Here is a 17,730-nt window from a genome sequence, read left to right as displayed (position 1 = left end):
TCCGATGATCGGCATCCGCGGGAGTAGCTCAGTTGGTTAGAGCGCCGCCCTGTCACGGCGGAGGCCGCGGGTTCGAGTCCCGTCTCTCGCGCCAGTCTTATCAAGCACTTAGACCCAGGTTCCAGACTTAAGGCATGTCGCGCGCAGCGCCGTCATGACACCTTGAACGTCCTTTTGCTCGGGCTTCCCGCGCTCCGATAGTCGCCACCTCTCAGACGATCTCGATCGCTGGTTCGCACCCGGCAATCGCCTGATCCTCATTCACGCGCGCAATCTGACACTCCGCGACGCCCGAAACGATCAGCCAGGTTTCCGGCTTCGCTCCTTCGCCAATCACGACCGTTGCGTCCTGATCCGGGAGTGCTTGGAGCAGTTGAAGTAGCTCGCGGACTTTCATCGACATGCTTCCTGGAGGCCGGCCAACTGGTTCGCCTCTCACGCAAACATCACGTCGGCTGATGCGGTAGTGACTATCGCCACCCAGACCAGCAGGTCTCGGTTCGAGCGCGGAGCGTAACGCGCGAGCCTGACGTCAGCCTTACTCTCATGGCATCGCCCTAGGCGACAGAGGTCGCAGCCAGTGCGGAAACCGCGTCAGCGGTTCCACCACCTCCCGGAACTCACACGCTTTCGATGTGTCTTAAAGTTGCCGGAGTAAGCGAAGACAGTTCAGGAAATCTAGACGACGCGAGCGTGGGCGAGGGCTGATGAAGCGAATCTGACACGGAGGCGTGCTGATGAATTGGAGTTCGTGGCTCAACGAATACTACAACGACGAACTGGAAAAAGCGGACGCCGCCTGCCGAAGCGGAGCGTCCGTCTACGACGCACTCAAATGGATCGACGATCCGTATCTGTGGAACGTGCTGCTCTGGAAGGAATATGATGGCTTCAAGGCCATCAAGGCCGCCATTCCCGATCCGCCCGACGCCGGCACCCAGAAAAACTGGAGCGGTCGTTCCGGGATGGAGCTCGGCGCCGCAGTCATCGAAACCTATCGCCTGTTGCACGACAAGCTCAGGTGTCATCTCGATAAGCCATTCAATGAATGCGCGGTGCTGGACTATGGCTGCGGCTGGGGCAGTGTGCTCCGGTACTTCATGAAGGATGTGCCGCTGCGCAATCTGCATGGCTGCGATCCGCACAAGGGCATCATCCAGGTCGCGCAACGTTCCAACCCGCGCGCGGATATCGTGTTGTCGGACAGCCTGCCGAGACGTCTGCCGTTCAACCAGAAATTCGATGTCGCTTACGCGTTATCAATCTGGACGCATCTCTCGCCGGCCGCAAGCGACACATGCCTCGCCGCGGTTCACGATTCTCTGGAGAATCGCGGTCTCTTTCTTCTGACCATTCGGCCGCCGGCATACGCATTCTATGAGCCGATTTCCAAATTGCCTGGCTGGGATCAGCAAAAAATCGCCGAGACTGTGGCGCGAGACGGATTCTACTTCTATCCGCAAAGCTATCCGGTCGACGGCGTAATGACCTACGGCGAAACAATCATCAGCAAGCGCTACATCGAGACGCACTGGACCGACAGGTTTGATCTCGTTGACGTCGGCATGAACGGGATCTCACCGTATCAGAGCATCATCGTTCTCCGAAAGAAGTGAGGCCGCCACAGGGTTGGTCGCGGCATTGTGCAAAAATCAGGCCGCGACACCGACGGCACTCATGGGCCGCGTTGACTGTTGCTGATGATGCGAAGCTTCCGTTCGCCATTCGGGCGTCAGCCACCACAGCAGGAACAGCAGGGCGATCCCGTTCGAGGCCAGGCTTGTCGTGAGCGGCACGTTCATGATCGCCTGAACGGCGATGCCTGACGACACCGCGATGAAGCGTGGTGACAGGTGCCGCGAGACCATCGACCCCACTGACAGGATCAGGCCGCACACGAGTGCCGAAACCGGGGCGAGCGCAAGACCAACCGACGCGATGCCCTCGGTGGCGAGGAAGGAGGCGTTGAAATTGCCGTCGCGATAGATCGCTCCGAGCGCTGGGCCGAGCTCGCCATATGGGCAGGCGATCACCTGTCGCACGATCGATATCTGGCAGAAGCGCGTCAGGTCGCGGTGTGCAAAGAAGTCGGCATATTGATCAAGGGCGAGCGATGGGATTGCGAGGAAGCGCAGGTTGATGGCGCTGAACACGACGTAATCGCGGTCGGCGCCGAGCATGGCAAACGCCGTCAGCCCGATGATCATCGGAATGAGAAATGCGAGCACCGTGGCCAGCCGCGGGTTGAACCGGCCGAACAGCCAGAACAGAAACGGCAGCCAGATCGGCAGCAGCAGCACGGTCTTGTTGTTGACCACCGGATAGAAGCAAAGCGCAAACAGCAACACGCAGGCGGCCTGTATCCATTGCCGACGCGACGCGAAATGCGCGAACAGATAGGGCAGCACCGCGCCGATGATGATTCCAGTGAGATAATTCAACAGCGCCGGCCGCGTGACGGCGTTGCGGGCTGCGCCATAGGGATTGCCGAGATTGGCGCCGTACGAGATGTCGGCGACCAGCACGACGAAGGACGACGCCAGCAGCAGCAGCGCAATGCGTTTGATCGCCGCATCAGACAGGCCGGGCCGCCACACCGGCATGTTCTGGAACATCAGGGGGATCATGGCCGTGGTCAACGCGGCGACCATGGCCCAGCGGGCGATAGCATGCGGATAATCGAACGCGCTGAAGAAGCTGAGCCAGACGAAGCCGAACACCGCTGACAGCAGCGCGAAGCTCACCAGATAACCGAAGCTGAAGCGGCCTGCGACGAACGCCGGGATGAAGAAGGCCATCATCGCCGTGCCGAGGATGGCCTCGACCGTGATGCCGGAGCGCCAGACATGCATCGCCGGGAACGCGTACCCGCAGGCGATCATCGAGGCGGTGCTGAGGACGAAGAATGCGAGGATTGTGACCCCGACAGTCAGGTCGTCGCGCGTCAATTGCATCGGCCCGTCCGATTCGAAAGCTGTGTGACAGCTAGCAAGTCGGCCTTGGGCTAATCAAGTCAAGCAAGGTTAGACAGCGTCTCGATCCGTATTGTTATGTTTCCGCCGGGCGATCGGTCACCGCAGCGCCACATTGAATTCACAAACGCGCGACGCGTTGCCTTGTTCAAGCAAAGAATGCAGCGACCGCGTTCAGGTCGGATTGTCCGGGGGCGTCGCCACGCAAATTCGCGTCGATGATGCGGCGGCAGGCATCGACCGTATGGGTGTCGCCCAATTCATTGGCGGCCTCGAGGATCGACCAGACCGTGTCCAGGGGAATGTCGCTCTGCATGGTCGCGTTCGGGTCGGACAGCATCGGCGGCGCCGGGGTTAGAATTCGAACAGGTCGCGGCCGCGCCGCGCCATGGTGTGCAGGTCCGCCATCGTGCCGCGTACGGCGTTGCAGCGGCGGCATTCGATGATGGTGTCGCCGGACGCATGCGCGGGATCGGCGACCTTGATCGCCAGGCTGCCGCAATCCGTGCAGATGATCTTGAATCCGGTCGAAATTACTTGCTGCTGCAAATTCATTGTGGGCCTGCGCCTCTGTTGACGTCCACCTTACGGAACAATTTTTAAAACGGGGATCGCGGAGCGGATTGCAATCGAATGACCGCGTTAGGAGGCGGTTAAGATTTCGCCGCGGCGGCGCGTTGGCCAAGCCGCGCGTGCATCTCGCGCGCCCCGATCTCGGTGGTCCTGCAGTCGCCGCAGCCAACACTGGCGAAGGCCACATTGTCTTGATCGAAGCGCGAGACGATCAGGACCAACAAAAAGCCGCCCGAAGGCGGCCGCTTTGTTTGCCGAAGCGTCAACACCGTCTTAGCGGACCGTCGAGGTGCCCGAGGAGGTGATCGCGACAGGCTTGCCAGCCTTGATGACCTGGTTGGTCTGGGCGGTCTGGGTGAAATCCGCATTATTCCGGGCCGAAATGCCGAAAGCCGCAACCCCGATGGCCGCAACGAGCGCAACAACCACAATTTTGAGGTGGGTCGCGCGATCGGCAGAATGGATCGAGTGGTTCATGGTCGCCTCCGGGCGTCTATGCGCCGTCTATGGCAGCTAGTGCTAAGCCCCATCTGTTTCCGGATCGTTTCGTGAGTTCCCGGAAATGGTTTCGTGCCACGGACGGATTGGTTTCACCGTGCCTTGCATCACACAGGGAGAGCGCTGAAACTGGCCGCGGGCGCGGACGGTGCCTGGGAGAAAAACAATAATGAAAACAAGGAATATGACCCGACGGCGGGTGCTGGGAACTGGCACGGTGGCGCTTGCCGCGGCGATGTTTGGTAAGCCGTCTCTTGCCGCTGCCGAGTTCGACTTCAAGCTCGGCGTCAACACTCCGGAAACCCATCCGCTAACAATCCGTTTGGTCGAGGCGGCGAAGGCGGTCGGGGCGCAGTCGTCGGGCCGGGTCAACATCACGGTGTTCGCCAACAGCCAGCTCGGCGGCGATCCGGAGATGCTCTCGCAGGTCCGCGCCGGCGGGATCGAACTGTTGGCCGCGCCCAGTATGACGCTGTCGACGCTGGTGCCGCTGTCGGGCCTGCCCAGCATCGGCTTCGCCTTCCAGTCCTACGACCAGGTCTGGGCGGCGATGGACGGCGGCGTCGGCGACATCGTCCGCGATGCGATCGCCAGGACCGGCGTCGTGCCGCTAAAGAAGGTCTGGGACAACGGCTTCCGCCAGATCACCTCGTCGTCGAGCCGGCAGCTCAACAGCGTCGACGATCTCAAGGGCTTCAAGATTCGCGTGCCGTTGACGGCATTGCTGACCTCACTGTTCTCAGGACTGGGCGCATTGCCGTCGAGCATCTCCTACAGCGAGCTCTATTCGGCGCTGCAGACCCACATTGTCGAAGGGCAGGAGAATCCGCTGGCGCAGGTCTCGACCGGAAAGTTGTACGAGGTGCAGAAATACTGCGCGCTGTCGAACCATTGCTGGAGCGGCTACTGGATCCTCGGCAACCGCCGCGCGATGGCGGGTCTGCCGCCCGAGCTGCTCGAACTGATCAATGCGGCATTCGACGCGGCGGCGGTAAAGGAGCGCGCCGATCTGGTCGAGATGGACCGCTCGTTGCAGGCCGAGCTGACCGCGAAGGGCATGACTTTCAACAAGCCCGATCCGGTGCAGTTCAGGGCCGCGTTGGTGAAAGCCGGCTTCTACACGCAGCGGCAAAAGACCTATGGCGCGGACGCCTGGGCGGCGCTGGAGAAATACACCGGCAAGCTGACGTGAGCGCAGCCTGACATCACGCGCGTGATTACCTGACACGTAATCGCGCGCGCGATCTCCCTTTGCGATGGTCGGTGCATCGGCGGCGATGTTGCCGATCGATCTGCAAAGGGACTTCCATCATGGCAAGCCAACCGCTCTATGCGACCGCAAGCGACGGCACAAAACTGTTCATGCAGGATTGGGGCTCGGGCAAGCCGGTGCTGCTGCTTGCCGCATGGACATTCAATTCCGGCGTCTGGGGCAGCCAGATCGTGGCGCTGAACGCCAAGGGCTTTCGCTGCGTTGCGCCTGACCGGCGCGGCCACGGCCGTTCCGACATGCCGATGACGGGATACGATCTCGACACGCTGACCGATGATGTCGCCGCCGTGATCGAGCAGCGTGATCTTCGCGACGTCACAATCGTCGCGCATTCGATGGGATCGATCGAGGCGGTGAATTATCTGGCGCGTCACGGCGCCGATCGTATCGCGCGGCTGGTCCTGGTCGCGCCGACCACGCCGTATATCGTCCAGACCGACGACAATCCGGTCGCGGTGCCGAGAGCGATGGTCGAGGCCCAGAATGCTGCGATCGCGCAGGACTTCCCGAAATGGATGGGCGAGAACGAGGCGCCGTTCTTCATGCCCGACACGCCAGATGCCACGCGGGCCTGGATCAGGGAGATGATGCTGAGCGTGCCGCTTCCGGTGGCGCTGGCCTGCCGCAAGACCATCTCGTTCGCCGATCTGCGCGCCGCGGCCAAGCGTATCGATCGCCCGACGCTGATCGTGCACGGCGACAAGGATGCCAGCGCGCCGCTCGAACTGACCGGCGCGAAGACGGCGGCGCTGATCAAGGGCAGTAAGCTCGCCGTCTATGTAGGCGCGCCGCACGCTTTGCCGCTGACGCACAGCGCGCGCCTGATGGCCGACTTGCTGGCCTTCATGGACGCTTAACTGGCGCGCGCGATGTCCGATCGGATCCAGCGCGCTGCCCAGACGAACAGCAGCGCGCCGAGTGTCGTCGTGACCGCTGCCGACAGCAGCGAGTAGCGAACCGCATCCGTGCCGTACGCGCCCTTCAGGGCGTCGTTGATCATGCCGACGGCGAGGGGGCCGACGCCCTGGCCGAAACAGGTCGCGGTGAGCAGCACGATCGCCGAGGCCAGCGCGCGCATGCTGGGCTTTGCGACCGTCTGGGCGATCGCGAAGATCGGGCCGAGATGGAAGCCGACCATGAACGAGGTCAGCGCGAGCGTCGCTACCATCAGCGTGAAGCTGTGCGTCAGCATGCACAATGCGAAGACGGGACCGGCGAGGCCCGACATGATCGCGGGCGCCCATAACTTCCAGCGATCATCGCGGCGGCCGATCTGCGCCACCACGAGGCCGCCGATCAGCGTGCCCGCCATGCCGGCGAGGCCCTTGAAGGTGCCAGCATAGGTGCCGATCTCGGCGCTGGTGAGGTGATGGATGCGCGCCAGGAACGGCGGGATCCACACCGCGGTGGCGTAGTTGGTGTAGGTTGTGAGGCAAAAGCCGACCAGCACGATGAGGAAGCTCGGCTGCGCGATCAGGAAGCCCAGCGTCGGCCCGATCGGCTCGGCCTTGAAGGTCTCGGCCATCGCACCGCGCCTCGGCTCGGAGATCGTCAGCCACAGCACCGCGGCGAGCGCGATGCCGGGCAGGCCCGCGGTGAAGAAGGCCATCCGCCAGCCATAGTGCTGATTGACATAGCCGCCGATGAAATAGCCGAGGAAGACGCCGAGATAGGTGCCGATCGCGTAGATGCCGAGCGCGCGCGGACGCTCGTTCTTGTCGAACAGATCGGCGATCATCGATTGCGAGGCCGGCGTGCCCGCCGACTCTCCGATGCCGACCCCGACCCGCGCCAGTGCCAGCGTCGCGACGCTGGAGGCCATGCCGCAGAGATAGGTCATCGCACTCCAGAACGCGAAGGCTGCCGCGACGATGTTGCGGCGGTTGAGGCGATCCGCCATCCGCGCGATGGGAATGCCGAGCAACGAGTAGAACAGCACGAAGCCGAACCCGGCGAGCAGGCCCATGGTGGTGTCGCTGAGCGCGAACTCCTTCTTGATGGGCTCGATCAGCACGTTGAAGATGGTCCGGTCGAGGAAGTTGAGGGCGTAGATGATCGTGAGCAGGCCAAGGACGTAGTAGCGGCGCGCGGCGGGCGTGGCGGCGACTTGCGCTTGCGCGGCCGCCTGCGGTGCGACATCGACCATGACTTCCTCCCCCGATTTTTGTCTTTTCTTGTTTGCTTTGCGCGCGGGCCTTACCCCTCGCGGATGTAATTCCCTGCTTCGAATTCCACCGGCTCGGCATCGGCATCGAACGACACGCCGATCGGGTCGCGGCCGGCGGCCATGGCCTCGAGCTGGTCAGAGAGCATCCGGCGGATCATCAGGACGCCGCGGTCGCTCTGGCCGAAATGCTCTTCCGAATGAACCGTCACCGGCCCCTGGCCGACCTGCGCCTCGTAGTCGCCGGGGAATTGCTGGTGCTCCTGCTCCGTCATGTCCCACCAGAACTTGCCGTTGAACTTCGAGCGCATCCGGCCGATATCGCCCGCGTTCTTGACCCGGCCGGCGACATAGATGCGGAACGAGGTGTCGTCGATCGGCAGGGTCCAACCGATCGATTCGACGCGGGCGAATTGCGCGACCCGCGGGTTGGGCACGACGCGGAGCGTGGGCAGGGCGGCCTCGGTGACGCGATAGAACACCTTGCCGTCGTCCTGCCTGCGGATCGAGCGCACCGCGACGCCGCGCGGCGACATCTCGAACTTCACCTCGGGCATCGAGGCCATCATGGTCGTGAATTGCGGCCCGGAGAACGAGCCGTGTAGCACCGGCACATGGTAGGGGTCGGCGACGTTCTCGAAATGCTGCAGCCAGTTGCACGGGATCACGGCAGGGCCGCCGCCGCCGATCGAGGAATCGTCTGCCTCGACGAACTCGCCGTCGTCCATGGTCTCCAGGCATTCGTAGCGCGGCAGCACCGGCTGCTTAACCGCCGGGCCCATATAGGCGAAGATCAGGCCGTAGCGTTCCTGCACCGGATACCAGGGCTGGCGCACCTTGTCCTTGAACAGGCCGCCTTCGGGCTCGCAGGGCTGTTCGAGGCAGCGGCCCTCGGTGTCGAACTTCCAGCCGTGGTAGCAGCAGCGGATGCCGTCTTCCTCGACCTTGCCGTAATAGAGTGTGGTGCCGCGATGACAGCAGCGCGCATGCAGCAGGCCGACCCGGCCGTGCCGGTCGCGGAACAGGATCAGGTCCTCACCGAGCGCACGGACTTTTCTGGGGATATCGGTCGCGTCGCCCGAAAGGCCGATCGGGTGCCAGTAGCGGCGCAGCAGCTCGCCCATCGGTGTGCCGCGGACGACCGAGGTGAGCTCGGTCCGAGTGGTGGACGGCTGCATCGCATAGGCCGTGCCGAGATCGCGATCGAGCTGGGTCATCGTCATGCTGTTTCCTCCCCGCCGCCGGATTCTTGCCGACGGTCGCTGTGTCGTTGATGGCAGTCAACGTTGTTGACGAAGTCAACGATATATCGATGACAATGTCAACGATCTCGATTAGCTTGGCAGCGATCAGCTTTGTTGGCAGAGGTTGGCGATGACCGAGAAGCTCAGGACTGCGAGGGCCTTGCCGCCGGAGGCGGTCGTTGACGCCGAGCTGGCGCCGATCACCGCGATGATGTCGTCGCGACTGATGGTGCTGGCGAATCTGCTCAGGCGCGGTGCGTTGCTGCGCTACAAGCGCCTGACCGGGCTGTCCTCGGTCGAGTTCGGCCTGGTTGCCTCGCTCGGCCGGCGGCCGCCGATGAGCGTGGTGCGGCTTACCGAAGCCGTCGGCATGGACAAGGGGCAGATCAGCCGGGCGCTCGCCGAGCTCGTTGCGCGGAAGCTGGTCTCCAAGGCGGCCAACCCGCGTGACAATCGGGAAACACTTGTCTCCCTCACCAAGGCCGGGCTCGCCGCCCATGACGCCATTGTGGCCGGCGCGCAGGAGCGAAACCGGCGCCTGCTGGAACAGCTTGGTCCGCAGGATCTTGAGTTGCTACTTGCACATATCGACCGGCTGACGTTGGCCGCGGCCGAGATGCTCGCGGTCGAGCGGGAGCTGGGCTGATATGGGAAGAGCGCAGGGCACCGGACGGCGCCGGCGGCGTTCCCCGTTGTGGCAAGCGCTTCCGCCTGATGCGGCAAAGAGCCCGCGGGAGGGACGGTAAAAGCGTCAAAATTGCTTGTCTTGCGCCCCCTGTTGCGCTGCGCTAAAGCCTCAAGAACAATTCCAATCAACGAATCTGCGGGACGTTCGAAACCGCAGCAAGAAGGCCCCGCCGATGACCGGCATCCTGCAGAATTATCTCCCACTTGTGGTCTTTATCGGGGTAGCGAGCCTGATCGGGCTGGCGCTCCTGATCGCGCCGTTCCTGGTCGCGTTCCAGTCGCCGGATCCGGAAAAGCTGTCCGCCTATGAATGCGGATTCAACGCTTTTGATGACGCCCGCATGAAGTTCGACGTCCGCTTCTACCTGGTGGCGATCCTCTTCATCATCTTCGATCTCGAAGTGGCGTTCCTGTTCCCCTGGGCCGTGGCGTTCGGAAAACTGGGCGCGACTGGTTTCTGGTCGATGATGGTGTTCCTGGCCGTGCTGACGGTCGGGTTCGCGTATGAATGGAAGAAAGGCGCGCTCGAATGGGATTGAGCCCCACCGCCGCAACCTCGCAGCCGGCGATAGCGCAAGCTCCGAGAGGCATTCTCGATCCGTCGACCGGCAAGCCGGTCGGCGCCAATGATCCGTTTTTCCTCGAGGTCAATCACGAGCTGTCCGACAAGGGCTTCTTCGTCGCCGCGGCCGATGACCTCATCACCTGGGCGCGTACCGGCTCGCTGATGTGGATGACGTTCGGTCTCGCCTGCTGCGCGGTCGAGATGATGCAGGTCTCGATGCCGCGCTACGACGTCGAGCGCTTCGGCTTTGCGCCGCGCGCCTCGCCGCGGCAGTCCGACGTGATGATCGTCGCGGGCACCCTGACCAACAAGATGGCGCCCGCGCTGCGCAAGGTCTACGACCAGATGCCGGAGCCGCGCTACGTCATCTCGATGGGCTCCTGCGCCAATGGCGGCGGCTACTACCACTATTCCTACTCGGTGGTGCGTGGTTGCGACCGCATCGTGCCGATCGACATCTACGTGCCGGGTTGCCCGCCCACGGCGGAGGCGCTGCTCTACGGCGTGCTGCTGCTGCAGAAGAAGATCCGCCGTATCGGCACTATCGAACGCTAAGGTTTCAGGCATGGACGACGGCAAGCTCGACGCCCTTGGGCAGACGATCGTGAGCGCGCTTCCGGGCGCCGCCACGGCGCACTCGGTCGCGTTCAATCAACTCACTATCGACGTCGAGATTGGCAGAATCGTGGACGTCGTCAGTTTTCTGCGTGACGATCCGAACTGCCGCTTCGTCAACTTCACCGACGTGACCGCGGTCGACTATCCGAGCCGCGAGAAGCGCTTCGATGTCGTCTACCATCTGCTGTCGCCGACGCTGAACACGCGTATCCGGGTGCGCGGCCAGGCCGACGAGACCACGCAGGTGCCTTCGATCATCGGCGTCTTCCCCGGCGCCGACTGGTTCGAACGCGAGACCTACGATCTCTACGGCGTGATCTTCGTCGGGCATCCGGACATGCGCCGCCTGCTGACCGATTACGGTTTCGACGGCCATCCGTTGCGCAAGGATTTCCCGCTCACCGGCTTCGTCGAGGTTCGCTACGACGACCAGGAGAAGCGGGTGCTGTACGAGCCGGTCCGGCTCAACCAGGAATTCCGCAAGTTCGATTTCCTCTCGCCCTGGGAAGGCGCGGACTATCCGCTGCCCGGTGACGAGAAGGCCAAGGCGGAGCCGAAGCCATGAACGAGCAACCGCAAGATCTTCGTAACTTCACCATCAACTTCGGCCCGCAGCATCCGGCGGCGCACGGCGTGCTTCGTCTCGTGCTGGAGCTCGACGGCGAAGTCGTCGAGCGCGTCGATCCGCATATCGGCCTGCTTCACCGCGGCACCGAGAAGCTGATCGAGCACAAGACCTATCTGCAGGCGATTCCGTATTTCGACCGGCTCGACTACGTCGCGCCGATGAACCAGGAGCACGCGTTCTGCCTCGCGGCGGAGAAGCTGCTCGGCATCACGGTGCCGCGTCGCGGCCAGCTCATCCGCGTGCTGTACTGCGAGATCGGCCGCATTCTTTCCCATCTGCTCAACGTCACCACGCAGGCGATGGACGTCGGCGCGCTGACCCCGCCGCTGTGGGGTTTTGAAGAGCGCGAGAAGCTGATGGTGTTCTACGAGCGCGCCTCAGGCTCGCGCATGCACGCGGCTTTCTTCCGCGTCGGCGGCGTGCACCAGGATCTGCCGCTGAAGCTGATCGACGATATCGAGGCGTGGTGCGATCCGTTCCTCAAGGTCGTCGACGACCTCGATACGCTGCTCACCGGCAACCGCATCTTCAAGCAGCGCAACGTCGATATCGGTGTGGTGCCGCTGAAGGAGGCCTGGGAGTGGGGCTTCTCCGGCGTCATGGTGCGCGGCTCGGGCGCGGCCTGGGACCTGCGCAAGTCGCAGCCGTATGAGTGCTACGCCGAGATGGATTTCGACATTCCGATTGGCAAGAACGGCGACTGCTACGACCGCTATCTGATCCGCATGGAAGAGATGCGCCAGTCGGTGCGCATCATGAAGCAGTGCATCCAGAAGCTGAAGGCGCCGGACGGGCAGGGCCCGGTCGTGGTCGAGGACAACAAGATCGCGCCGCCGCGCCGTGGTGACATGAAGCGCTCGATGGAAGCGCTGATCCATCACTTCAAGCTCTACACCGAAGGCGTGCACGTGCCGGCCGGCGAGGTCTACGCCGCGGTCGAGGCGCCGAAGGGCGAGTTCGGCGTCTATCTCGTCGCCGACGGCACCAACAAACCCTACAAGTGCAAGATCCGCGCGCCGGGCTTCGCCCATCTGCAGGCGATGGATCACATCTGCAAGGGCCATCTGCTGGCCGACGTTTCCGCCATCCTCGGCTCGCTGGACATCGTGTTCGGCGAGGTCGACCGGTGATGATGTCCGCATCCGCACCGCGCGCAATGAGAGTTTGATCGATGTCCGTCCGCCGCCTTGCCCCGAAGGAATTGCAGCCCGCGAGCTTCACGTTCACGGACGAGAATCTTGCCTGGGCCAAGAAGCAGATCGAGAAGTATCCGCCGGGCCGTCAGGCCTCGGCTGCGATCGCGATTCTGTGGCGCGTGCAGGAGCAGCATGACGGCTGGGTCTCGGAAGCGGCGATCCGTGCCGTCGCCGATCTGCTCGAGATGCCGCATATCCGCATGCTGGAGATCGCGACCTTCTACACCATGTTCCAGCTCTCGCCGGTCGGCAAGAAGGCGCATGTCCAGGTGTGCGGTACCACGCCGTGCCGGCTGCGCGGCGCCGCCGACCTGATCGAGGTGTGCCAGCATCGCATCCATCACGATCCCTTCCAGCTGTCGAAGGACGGCAACTTCTCCTGGGAAGAGGTCGAGTGCTTAGGGGCCTGCGTGAACGCGCCGATGGTGCTGATCTGGAAGGACACCTACGAGGATCTGACGAAGGAAAGCTTCGGCAAGGTGCTCGACGGCTTTGCCGCCGGCAATCCGCCGAAGCCGGGCCCGCAGACCGACCGCCAGTTCTCGGCGCCCGCAGGCGGGCCGACGACGCTGAAGGAAACCACCTGATGCGGGGCTTTCAGGTGCAGGAAAACGAGGTGGGGAGGGGCGCTGCGATGAAGGCCTGGCGCACGATCGCCCTGCATACCACCGTCGCGGCCGGCTTCATGTTCCTGCTGCAACGTTACGGCCTGAGCGCCACGCTGGAATCCAGCCTGTTGTGGGCCATCGTGTTCGGCGGCTGTGCCGCCGGGCTCGCTTACTCCCAAGCCAATCGGTGATGTTCGGAAAGTTTTGAGCATGCTCGACGACAAGGACCGCATCTTCAAGAACCTCTACGGCCTCCATGATTGGGGCCTCGAGGGCGCGCGCCGCAGAGGCGCCTGGGATGGCACCAAGGGGATCATCGACAAGGGCCGCGACTGGATCATCAATGAGATGAAGGCCTCGGGCCTGCGCGGCCGCGGCGGTGCGGGCTTCCCGACCGGCATGAAGTGGTCCTTCATGCCGAAGGAATCCAAGGACGGCCGTCCGAGCTATCTCGTCGTCAACGCCGACGAGTCCGAGCCCGGCACCTGCAAGGACCGCGAGATCATGCGGCACGATCCGCATCTTCTGGTCGAAGGCTGCCTGCTCGCGAGCTTCGCGATGGGCGCACATGCCTGCTACATCTACATCCGCGGCGAGTTCATCCGCGAGCGCGAGCGGCTGCAGGCGGCGATCGACCAGGCCTATGAAGCCAAGCTGGTCGGCAAGGACAACATCAACGGCTGGCCGTTCGACATCTATGTGGCGCACGGCGCCGGCGCCTATATCTGCGGCGAGGAAACCGCGCTGCTCGAAAGCCTCGAGGGCAAGAAGGGCCAGCCGCGGCTGAAGCCGCCGTTCCCGGCCAATGTCGGCCTCTATGGCTGCCCGACCACCGTCAACAACGTCGAGTCGATTGCGGTTGCGCCCGACATCCTGCGCCGCGGCGCCGCCTGGTTCGCTGCCATCGGCCGTCCGAACAATGTCGGCACCAAGCTGTTCTGCATCTCCGGTCACGTCGAGCGGCCCTGCAACGTCGAAGAGGCGATGGGGATTCCGTTCCGCGAGTTGATCGAGAAGCATTGCGGCGGCATTCGTGGCGGCTGGGACAACCTCAAGGCTGTGATCCCCGGCGGCTCGTCGGTGCGCATGGTGCCGGCCGACCAGATCATCGACACGCCGATGGATTTCGACAGCCTGAGCAAACTTCGCTCGGGCCTCGGCACCGCGGCCGTGATCGTGATGGACAAGTCGACTGACCTGATCCGGGCGATCGCGCGCATCTCCTATTTCTACAAGCATGAGAGCTGCGGCCAGTGCACGCCGTGCCGCGAGGGCACCGGCTGGATGTGGCGCGTCCTGACCCGCATGGCAGATGGCCGCGCCCACAAGCGCGAGATCGACATGCTGCTCGAGGTCACCAAGCAGGTCGAAGGCCACACCATCTGCGCGCTCGGCGACGCAGCAGCGTGGCCGATCCAGGGTCTGATTGCGCATTTCCGTCACGAGATTGAAGAGCGCATCGATCAGTATTCGCACAAGGCCGATCTCGACGATCAGGGCGTTCGTGATCCCGTCCATATGGTCGCGGCGGAGTAGAGAAGAGACATGAGCAAGATCATCGTCGATGGCAAAGAGATCGATGTGCCGCCGGAGTACACGCTGTTGCAGGCGTGCGAGGCGGCGGGCGCCGAGATTCCGCGCTTCTGCTATCACGAGCGGCTGTCGATCGCCGGCAATTGCCGGATGTGCCTGGTCGAGGTGAAGGGCGGCCCGAAGCCGGTCGCAAGCTGCGCCTGGGCCGTGCGCGACTGCCGTCCGGGCCCGAAGGGTGAGCCGCCGGAGATCTCGACCCGTTCGCCGATGGTCAAGAAGGCGCGCGAAGGCGTGATGGAATTCCTGCTGATCAACCATCCGCTCGACTGCCCGATCTGCGACCAGGGCGGCGAGTGCGATCTGCAGGACCAGGCGATGGGCTACGGCGTCGACACCAGCCGCTTCGCCGAGAACAAGCGCGCGGTCGAGGACAAGTATCTCGGCGCGCTGGTCAAGACCTCGATGAACCGCTGCATCCAGTGCACGCGCTGCGTCCGTTTCTCCGCCGAAGTCTGCGGCGCGCCGGAAATGGGCGCGACCGGGCGCGGCGAGGACATGGAGATCACCACCTATCTGGAGCAGGCGCTGAGCTCGGAGCTGCAGGGCAATCTCGTCGATATCTGCCCGGTCGGCGCGCTGACCTCGAAGCCGTATGCCTTCGCGGCGCGCCCCTGGGAGCTCGGCAAGACGCAGTCGGTCGACGTCATGGACGGCGTCGGCTCCGCGATCCGCGTCGACACCCGCGGCCGCGAGGTGATGCGCATCCTGCCGCGCATCAATGAGGCGGTGAACGAGGAGTGGATTTCCGACAAGACCCGCCACGTCGTCGACGGCCTGCGCACGCAGCGCCTCGACCGGCCCTATGTGCGCGAGAACGGTCAGCTCAAGCCTGCGACCTGGCAGGAAGCCTTTGCTGCCATCGCCACCAAGGCCGGCCGCATCGACGGCAAGCGGATCGGTGCGATCGCCGGCGATCTCGCCGCGGTCGATGAAATGTATGCGCTGAAGGAGCTGCTCGCGAAGTTCAGCTCGGTCAATCTGGCCGTGCAGGGCGGCGACGCGTTCGATGCCAAGGCCGGCCGCGGCTCCTACATCTTCAACCCGACCATTGCCGGCATCGACCAGGCCGACGCGATCCTGATCGTCGGCTCGCATCCGCGCAAGGAAGCCGCCGTGCTGAACGCGCGGATCCGCAAGCGCTGGCGCACCGGCGGGCTCAAGGTCGGCATGATCGGCGCCAAGGCCGATTTCACTTACGACCACGACTATCTCGGTGCAGGCACCGACACGCTCGCCGACCTCGTGGCGGGCAAGCATTCCTTTGCCGACGTGCTGAAGAACGCCAAGAACCCGATCATCCTGGTCGGCGCCGGCGCCTTCACCAGGCATGACGGCGCGGCGGTGCTGGCGCAGGCCGCCAAGCTCGCCGTCGATGTCGGTGCGCTGAAGGACGGCTGGAACGGCTTTGCCGTGCTGCAGGACACCGCCTCGCGCGCCGGCGCGCTCGATATCGGCTTCTCGCCGGCGGCCGGTGGTCTGACCACGACGCAGATGACGACCTTCGGCACGCTCGACGTGCTGTTCCTGCTCGGCGCCGATGAGATCAAGGCGCCGGATGGCACCTTCGTCGTTTATATCGGCACCCATGGCGACAAGGGCGCGCACCGCGCCGACGTGATCCTGCCGGGCGCCGCCTATACCGAGAAGTCCGGCATCTTCGTCAACACCGAGGGCCGGGCGCAGATCGCCAACCGTGCCGCGTTCCCGCCGGGTGAAGCCCGCGAGGACTGGGCGATCATCCGCGCGCTGTCCGACGTGCTCGGCAAGAAGCTGCCGTTCGACTCGCTGCAGGCGCTGCGCCAGGCGATGTTCAAGACCGCTCCGCATCTGATGCGGCTCGACCAGATCGAGGCCGGCAAGGCTGATGACGTCAAGGCGCTGGCCGGCAAGGGCGGCAGCATCGACAAGGCGGCATTCAAGCCGACCATCGAGGATTTCTATCTGACCAACCCGATCGCGCGGGCCTCTGCCGTGATGGCGGAATGCTCGCGGCTGGCGTCGGGCCGAATGCTGACGGCAGCGGAGTGAGCGTGACCTGATGGCTGAATTCTTCGCAAGCGCGTTCTGGACCGGCTTCCTCTGGCCGCTGATCATCATGGTCGCGGAAAGCCTGTTGCTGCTCGTCGTGCTGCTGATCGCGATTGCCTACATCCTGCTCGCCGACCGCAAGATCTGGGCGGCGGTGCAGATCCGCCGCGGGCCCAACGTGGTCGGCCCGTTCGGATTGCTGCAATCCTTCGCCGACCTGCTGAAGTTCGTGCTGAAGGAGCCGGTGATTCCGTCCGGCTCCAACAAGGGCGTGTTCCTGCTGGCGCCGCTTGTCTCGTGTATCCTGGCGCTGGCCGCCTGGGCCGTGATCCCGTTCAATCTCGGCTGGGTGATCTCCGACATTAATGTCGGCATTCTCTACATCTTCGCGATCTCGTCGCTGTCGATCTACGGCGTCATCATGGCCGGCTGGTCGTCGAACTCGAAATATCCGTTCCTGGCCGCGCTGCGCTCGGCGGCGCAGATGGTGTCCTACGAGGTCTCGATCGGCTTCGTCATCATCACCGTGCTGCTCTGCGTCGGCTCGCTCAACTTGTCGGCGGTGGTCGAGGCCCAGAATAGCCGCGGGCTCGCGCATCTGATCGGCCTGCCGCAGCTCACCATCCTGAACTGGTATGTCTGGCCGCTGTTCCCGATGTTCGTGGTGTTCTACGTCTCGGCGCTGGCGGAAACCAACCGTCCGCCGTTCGACCTCGTTGAAGCGGAATCCGAGCTGGTCGCCGGCTTCATGACCGAGTACGGCTCGACCCCGTATCTCCTGTTCATGCTTGGCGAGTATGTCGCGATCACCACGATGTGCGCGCTGGCGTCGATCCTGTTCCTGGGCGGCTGGCTGCCGCCGGTCAACCTGCCGCCGTTCACCTGGATTCCGGGCATCGTCTGGTTCGCCCTCAAGGTGTTCTTCATGTTCTTCATGTTCGCGATGGCGAAGGCGATCGTGCCGCGCTACCGCTACGATCAACTGATGCGGCTCGGCTGGAAGGTGTTCCTGCCGCTGTCGCTGGCGATGGTGGTGATCGTGGCCGGTGTGCTGCAATTCGCCGGCATCGCGCCGAAGTGAGG

21 protein-coding genes and 1 tRNA gene are annotated in these 17,730 nt (G+C 63.7%); 14 read left to right on the top strand and 8 right to left on the bottom strand.

All coding sequences use genetic code 11. The features are described 5' to 3' along the window. The first annotated feature begins 17 nt into the window (after window positions 1–17). Window positions 18–94, top strand: a tRNA-Asp gene (locus tag ACE103_RS22805). A 117-nt stretch (window positions 95–211) separates the two neighbouring features. On the opposite strand, the gene ACE103_RS22800 is transcribed toward ACE103_RS22805, so the two are convergent. Beyond that, complete coding sequence (locus ACE103_RS22800; protein WP_375774977.1) at window positions 212–397, bottom strand: hypothetical protein; 186 nt, start codon at window positions 395–397, stop codon at window positions 212–214. Between the two features lie 340 nt (window positions 398–737). Here ACE103_RS22800 and ACE103_RS22795 point away from each other — a divergent pair, with 340 nt between their 5' ends. Continuing rightward, window positions 738–1,616 (top strand): class I SAM-dependent methyltransferase, encoded by an 879-nt coding sequence (locus tag ACE103_RS22795; RefSeq protein WP_375774976.1) that lies wholly within the window; start codon window positions 738–740, stop codon window positions 1,614–1,616. Window positions 1,617–1,652: 36 nt separating this feature from the next. Here the strand turns inward: ACE103_RS22795 and ACE103_RS22790 are convergent, their stop codons facing one another. The 5 genes from ACE103_RS22790 to ACE103_RS22770 all read right to left on the bottom strand — a co-directional run bounded on the left by ACE103_RS22790 (window position 1,653) and on the right by ACE103_RS22770 (window position 4,022). Then, window positions 1,653–2,954, bottom strand: coding sequence for a hypothetical protein (locus ACE103_RS22790; RefSeq protein WP_375774975.1), 1,302 nt, complete (start codon window positions 2,952–2,954; stop codon window positions 1,653–1,655). A 166-nt stretch (window positions 2,955–3,120) separates the two neighbouring features. Continuing rightward, window positions 3,121–3,312 (bottom strand): hypothetical protein, encoded by a 192-nt coding sequence (locus ACE103_RS22785; protein ID WP_173642771.1) that lies wholly within the window; start codon window positions 3,310–3,312, stop codon window positions 3,121–3,123. Window positions 3,313–3,326: 14 nt separating this feature from the next. Continuing rightward, window positions 3,327–3,527 (bottom strand): hypothetical protein, encoded by a 201-nt coding sequence (locus ACE103_RS22780; RefSeq protein WP_375774974.1) that lies wholly within the window; start codon window positions 3,525–3,527, stop codon window positions 3,327–3,329. A gap of 98 nt (window positions 3,528–3,625) precedes the next feature. Beyond that, window positions 3,626–3,766 carry a hypothetical protein gene (locus tag ACE103_RS22775; protein ID WP_375774973.1) on the bottom strand — a complete coding sequence of 47 codons (141 nt, stop codon included), beginning with the start codon at window positions 3,764–3,766 and terminating at the stop codon, window positions 3,626–3,628. Window positions 3,767–3,818: 52 nt separating this feature from the next. Next, on the bottom strand, window positions 3,819–4,022 hold the full coding sequence (locus ACE103_RS22770) for a hypothetical protein (protein WP_021079164.1): 204 nt from the start codon (window positions 4,020–4,022) through the stop codon (window positions 3,819–3,821). Between the two features lie 256 nt (window positions 4,023–4,278). Here ACE103_RS22770 and ACE103_RS22765 point away from each other — a divergent pair, with 256 nt between their 5' ends. Together ACE103_RS22765 and ACE103_RS22760 are read left to right on the top strand one after the other, a co-directional pair. Further along, the gene (locus ACE103_RS22765; RefSeq protein ID WP_375781163.1) at window positions 4,279–5,235 is read left to right on the top strand and encodes a TRAP transporter substrate-binding protein; all 957 of its coding nucleotides are present in this window, start codon (window positions 4,279–4,281) and stop codon (window positions 5,233–5,235) included. A gap of 119 nt (window positions 5,236–5,354) precedes the next feature. Next, on the top strand, window positions 5,355–6,173 hold the full coding sequence (locus ACE103_RS22760; RefSeq protein ID WP_375774972.1) for an alpha/beta fold hydrolase: 819 nt from the start codon (window positions 5,355–5,357) through the stop codon (window positions 6,171–6,173). On the opposite strand, the gene ACE103_RS22755 is transcribed toward ACE103_RS22760, so the two are convergent. Both ACE103_RS22755 and ACE103_RS22750 read right to left on the bottom strand, forming a co-directional pair. Continuing rightward, the gene (locus tag ACE103_RS22755; RefSeq protein ID WP_375774971.1) at window positions 6,170–7,462 is read right to left on the bottom strand and encodes a spinster family MFS transporter; all 1,293 of its coding nucleotides are present in this window, start codon (window positions 7,460–7,462) and stop codon (window positions 6,170–6,172) included. The two genes, ACE103_RS22760 and ACE103_RS22755, sit on opposite strands and share 4 nt — an antisense overlap. A 50-nt stretch (window positions 7,463–7,512) precedes the next feature. Then, window positions 7,513–8,703 carry a Rieske 2Fe-2S domain-containing protein gene (locus ACE103_RS22750; RefSeq protein ID WP_375774970.1) on the bottom strand — a complete coding sequence of 397 codons (1,191 nt, stop codon included), beginning with the start codon at window positions 8,701–8,703 and terminating at the stop codon, window positions 7,513–7,515. A gap of 151 nt (window positions 8,704–8,854) precedes the next feature. Here ACE103_RS22750 and ACE103_RS22745 point away from each other — a divergent pair, with 151 nt between their 5' ends. From ACE103_RS22745 to nuoH, 10 genes are all read left to right on the top strand, one after another. After that, complete coding sequence (locus ACE103_RS22745) at window positions 8,855–9,370, top strand: MarR family winged helix-turn-helix transcriptional regulator (protein ID WP_375774969.1); 516 nt, start codon at window positions 8,855–8,857, stop codon at window positions 9,368–9,370. A gap of 214 nt (window positions 9,371–9,584) precedes the next feature. Further along, the gene (locus ACE103_RS22740) at window positions 9,585–9,950 is read left to right on the top strand and encodes an NADH-quinone oxidoreductase subunit A (protein WP_018271860.1); all 366 of its coding nucleotides are present in this window, start codon (window positions 9,585–9,587) and stop codon (window positions 9,948–9,950) included. Next, entirely contained in the window at window positions 9,941–10,531 is a 591-nt protein-coding gene (locus ACE103_RS22735) for an NADH-quinone oxidoreductase subunit B family protein (RefSeq protein ID WP_163153433.1), read from the top strand. The genes ACE103_RS22740 and ACE103_RS22735 overlap by 10 nt, the downstream gene beginning before the upstream one ends. 10 nt (window positions 10,532–10,541) lie before the next feature. After that, window positions 10,542–11,159, top strand: a complete 618-nt coding sequence (locus tag ACE103_RS22730) for an NADH-quinone oxidoreductase subunit C (protein ID WP_223967239.1) — start codon at window positions 10,542–10,544, stop codon at window positions 11,157–11,159. Beyond that, on the top strand, window positions 11,156–12,352 hold the full coding sequence (locus tag ACE103_RS22725) for an NADH-quinone oxidoreductase subunit D (RefSeq protein ID WP_375774968.1): 1,197 nt from the start codon (window positions 11,156–11,158) through the stop codon (window positions 12,350–12,352). The genes ACE103_RS22730 and ACE103_RS22725 overlap by 4 nt, the downstream gene beginning before the upstream one ends. A 41-nt stretch (window positions 12,353–12,393) precedes the next feature. Further along, a complete protein-coding gene (nuoE, locus tag ACE103_RS22720; RefSeq protein WP_163153441.1) occupies window positions 12,394–13,005 on the top strand; it encodes an NADH-quinone oxidoreductase subunit NuoE in 612 nt (203 codons plus the stop codon). Next, window positions 13,005–13,217: a hypothetical protein gene (locus ACE103_RS22715; protein ID WP_375774967.1), complete on the top strand. Its 213-nt coding sequence runs from the start codon at window positions 13,005–13,007 to the stop codon at window positions 13,215–13,217. Before nuoE ends, ACE103_RS22715 begins: the two co-directional genes overlap by 1 nt. A 19-nt stretch (window positions 13,218–13,236) precedes the next feature. After that, window positions 13,237–14,562, top strand: coding sequence for an NADH-quinone oxidoreductase subunit NuoF (nuoF, locus tag ACE103_RS22710; protein ID WP_223967242.1), 1,326 nt, complete (start codon window positions 13,237–13,239; stop codon window positions 14,560–14,562). Between the two features lie 9 nt (window positions 14,563–14,571). After that, window positions 14,572–16,647 carry an NADH-quinone oxidoreductase subunit NuoG gene (gene nuoG / locus ACE103_RS22705; protein ID WP_375774966.1) on the top strand — a complete coding sequence of 692 codons (2,076 nt, stop codon included), beginning with the start codon at window positions 14,572–14,574 and terminating at the stop codon, window positions 16,645–16,647. Window positions 16,648–16,657: 10 nt separating this feature from the next. Next, entirely contained in the window at window positions 16,658–17,728 is a 1,071-nt protein-coding gene (nuoH, locus tag ACE103_RS22700) for an NADH-quinone oxidoreductase subunit NuoH (protein ID WP_223967244.1), read from the top strand. Window positions 17,729–17,730: the final 2 nt, after the last annotated feature.

The organism is Bradyrhizobium sp. ma5 (genome assembly GCF_042258955.1).
GTDB lineage: Bacteria > Pseudomonadota > Alphaproteobacteria > Rhizobiales > Xanthobacteraceae > Bradyrhizobium.
The sequence above is the reverse complement of the archived record's forward strand: the minus strand, read 5'-3'. Positions and strand labels throughout refer to the sequence as shown.

Bases quoted from the DNA above. Each gene is read 5' to 3' on its own strand.
- ACE103_RS22770 (WP_021079164.1), bottom strand. From the start codon at position 4,022: ATGAACCACTCGATCCATTCTGCCGATCGCGCGACCCACCTCAAAATT.
- nuoH (WP_223967244.1), top strand. From the start codon at position 16,658: ATGGCTGAATTCTTCGCAAGCGCGTTCTGGACCGGCTTCCTCTGGCCG.
- nuoF (WP_223967242.1), top strand. From the start codon at position 13,237: ATGCTCGACGACAAGGACCGCATCTTCAAGAACCTCTACGGCCTCCAT.
- ACE103_RS22730 (WP_223967239.1), top strand. From the start codon at position 10,542: ATGGACGACGGCAAGCTCGACGCCCTTGGGCAGACGATCGTGAGCGCG.
- nuoE (WP_163153441.1), top strand. From the start codon at position 12,394: ATGTCCGTCCGCCGCCTTGCCCCGAAGGAATTGCAGCCCGCGAGCTTC.
- ACE103_RS22735 (WP_163153433.1), top strand. From the start codon at position 9,941: ATGGGATTGAGCCCCACCGCCGCAACCTCGCAGCCGGCGATAGCGCAA.
- ACE103_RS22745 (WP_375774969.1), top strand. From the start codon at position 8,855: ATGACCGAGAAGCTCAGGACTGCGAGGGCCTTGCCGCCGGAGGCGGTC.
- ACE103_RS22750 (WP_375774970.1), bottom strand. From the start codon at position 8,703: ATGACGATGACCCAGCTCGATCGCGATCTCGGCACGGCCTATGCGATG.
- ACE103_RS22765 (WP_375781163.1), top strand. From the start codon at position 4,279: ATGTTTGGTAAGCCGTCTCTTGCCGCTGCCGAGTTCGACTTCAAGCTC.
- ACE103_RS22715 (WP_375774967.1), top strand. From the start codon at position 13,005: ATGCGGGGCTTTCAGGTGCAGGAAAACGAGGTGGGGAGGGGCGCTGCG.
- ACE103_RS22760 (WP_375774972.1), top strand. From the start codon at position 5,355: ATGGCAAGCCAACCGCTCTATGCGACCGCAAGCGACGGCACAAAACTG.
- ACE103_RS22755 (WP_375774971.1), bottom strand. From the start codon at position 7,462: ATGGTCGATGTCGCACCGCAGGCGGCCGCGCAAGCGCAAGTCGCCGCC.
- ACE103_RS22790 (WP_375774975.1), bottom strand. From the start codon at position 2,954: ATGCAATTGACGCGCGACGACCTGACTGTCGGGGTCACAATCCTCGCA.
- ACE103_RS22800 (WP_375774977.1), bottom strand. From the start codon at position 397: ATGAAAGTCCGCGAGCTACTTCAACTGCTCCAAGCACTCCCGGATCAG.
- ACE103_RS22780 (WP_375774974.1), bottom strand. From the start codon at position 3,527: ATGAATTTGCAGCAGCAAGTAATTTCGACCGGATTCAAGATCATCTGC.
- ACE103_RS22785 (WP_173642771.1), bottom strand. From the start codon at position 3,312: ATGCTGTCCGACCCGAACGCGACCATGCAGAGCGACATTCCCCTGGAC.
- ACE103_RS22795 (WP_375774976.1), top strand. From the start codon at position 738: ATGAATTGGAGTTCGTGGCTCAACGAATACTACAACGACGAACTGGAA.
- ACE103_RS22740 (WP_018271860.1), top strand. From the start codon at position 9,585: ATGACCGGCATCCTGCAGAATTATCTCCCACTTGTGGTCTTTATCGGG.
- ACE103_RS22725 (WP_375774968.1), top strand. From the start codon at position 11,156: ATGAACGAGCAACCGCAAGATCTTCGTAACTTCACCATCAACTTCGGC.
- nuoG (WP_375774966.1), top strand. From the start codon at position 14,572: ATGAGCAAGATCATCGTCGATGGCAAAGAGATCGATGTGCCGCCGGAG.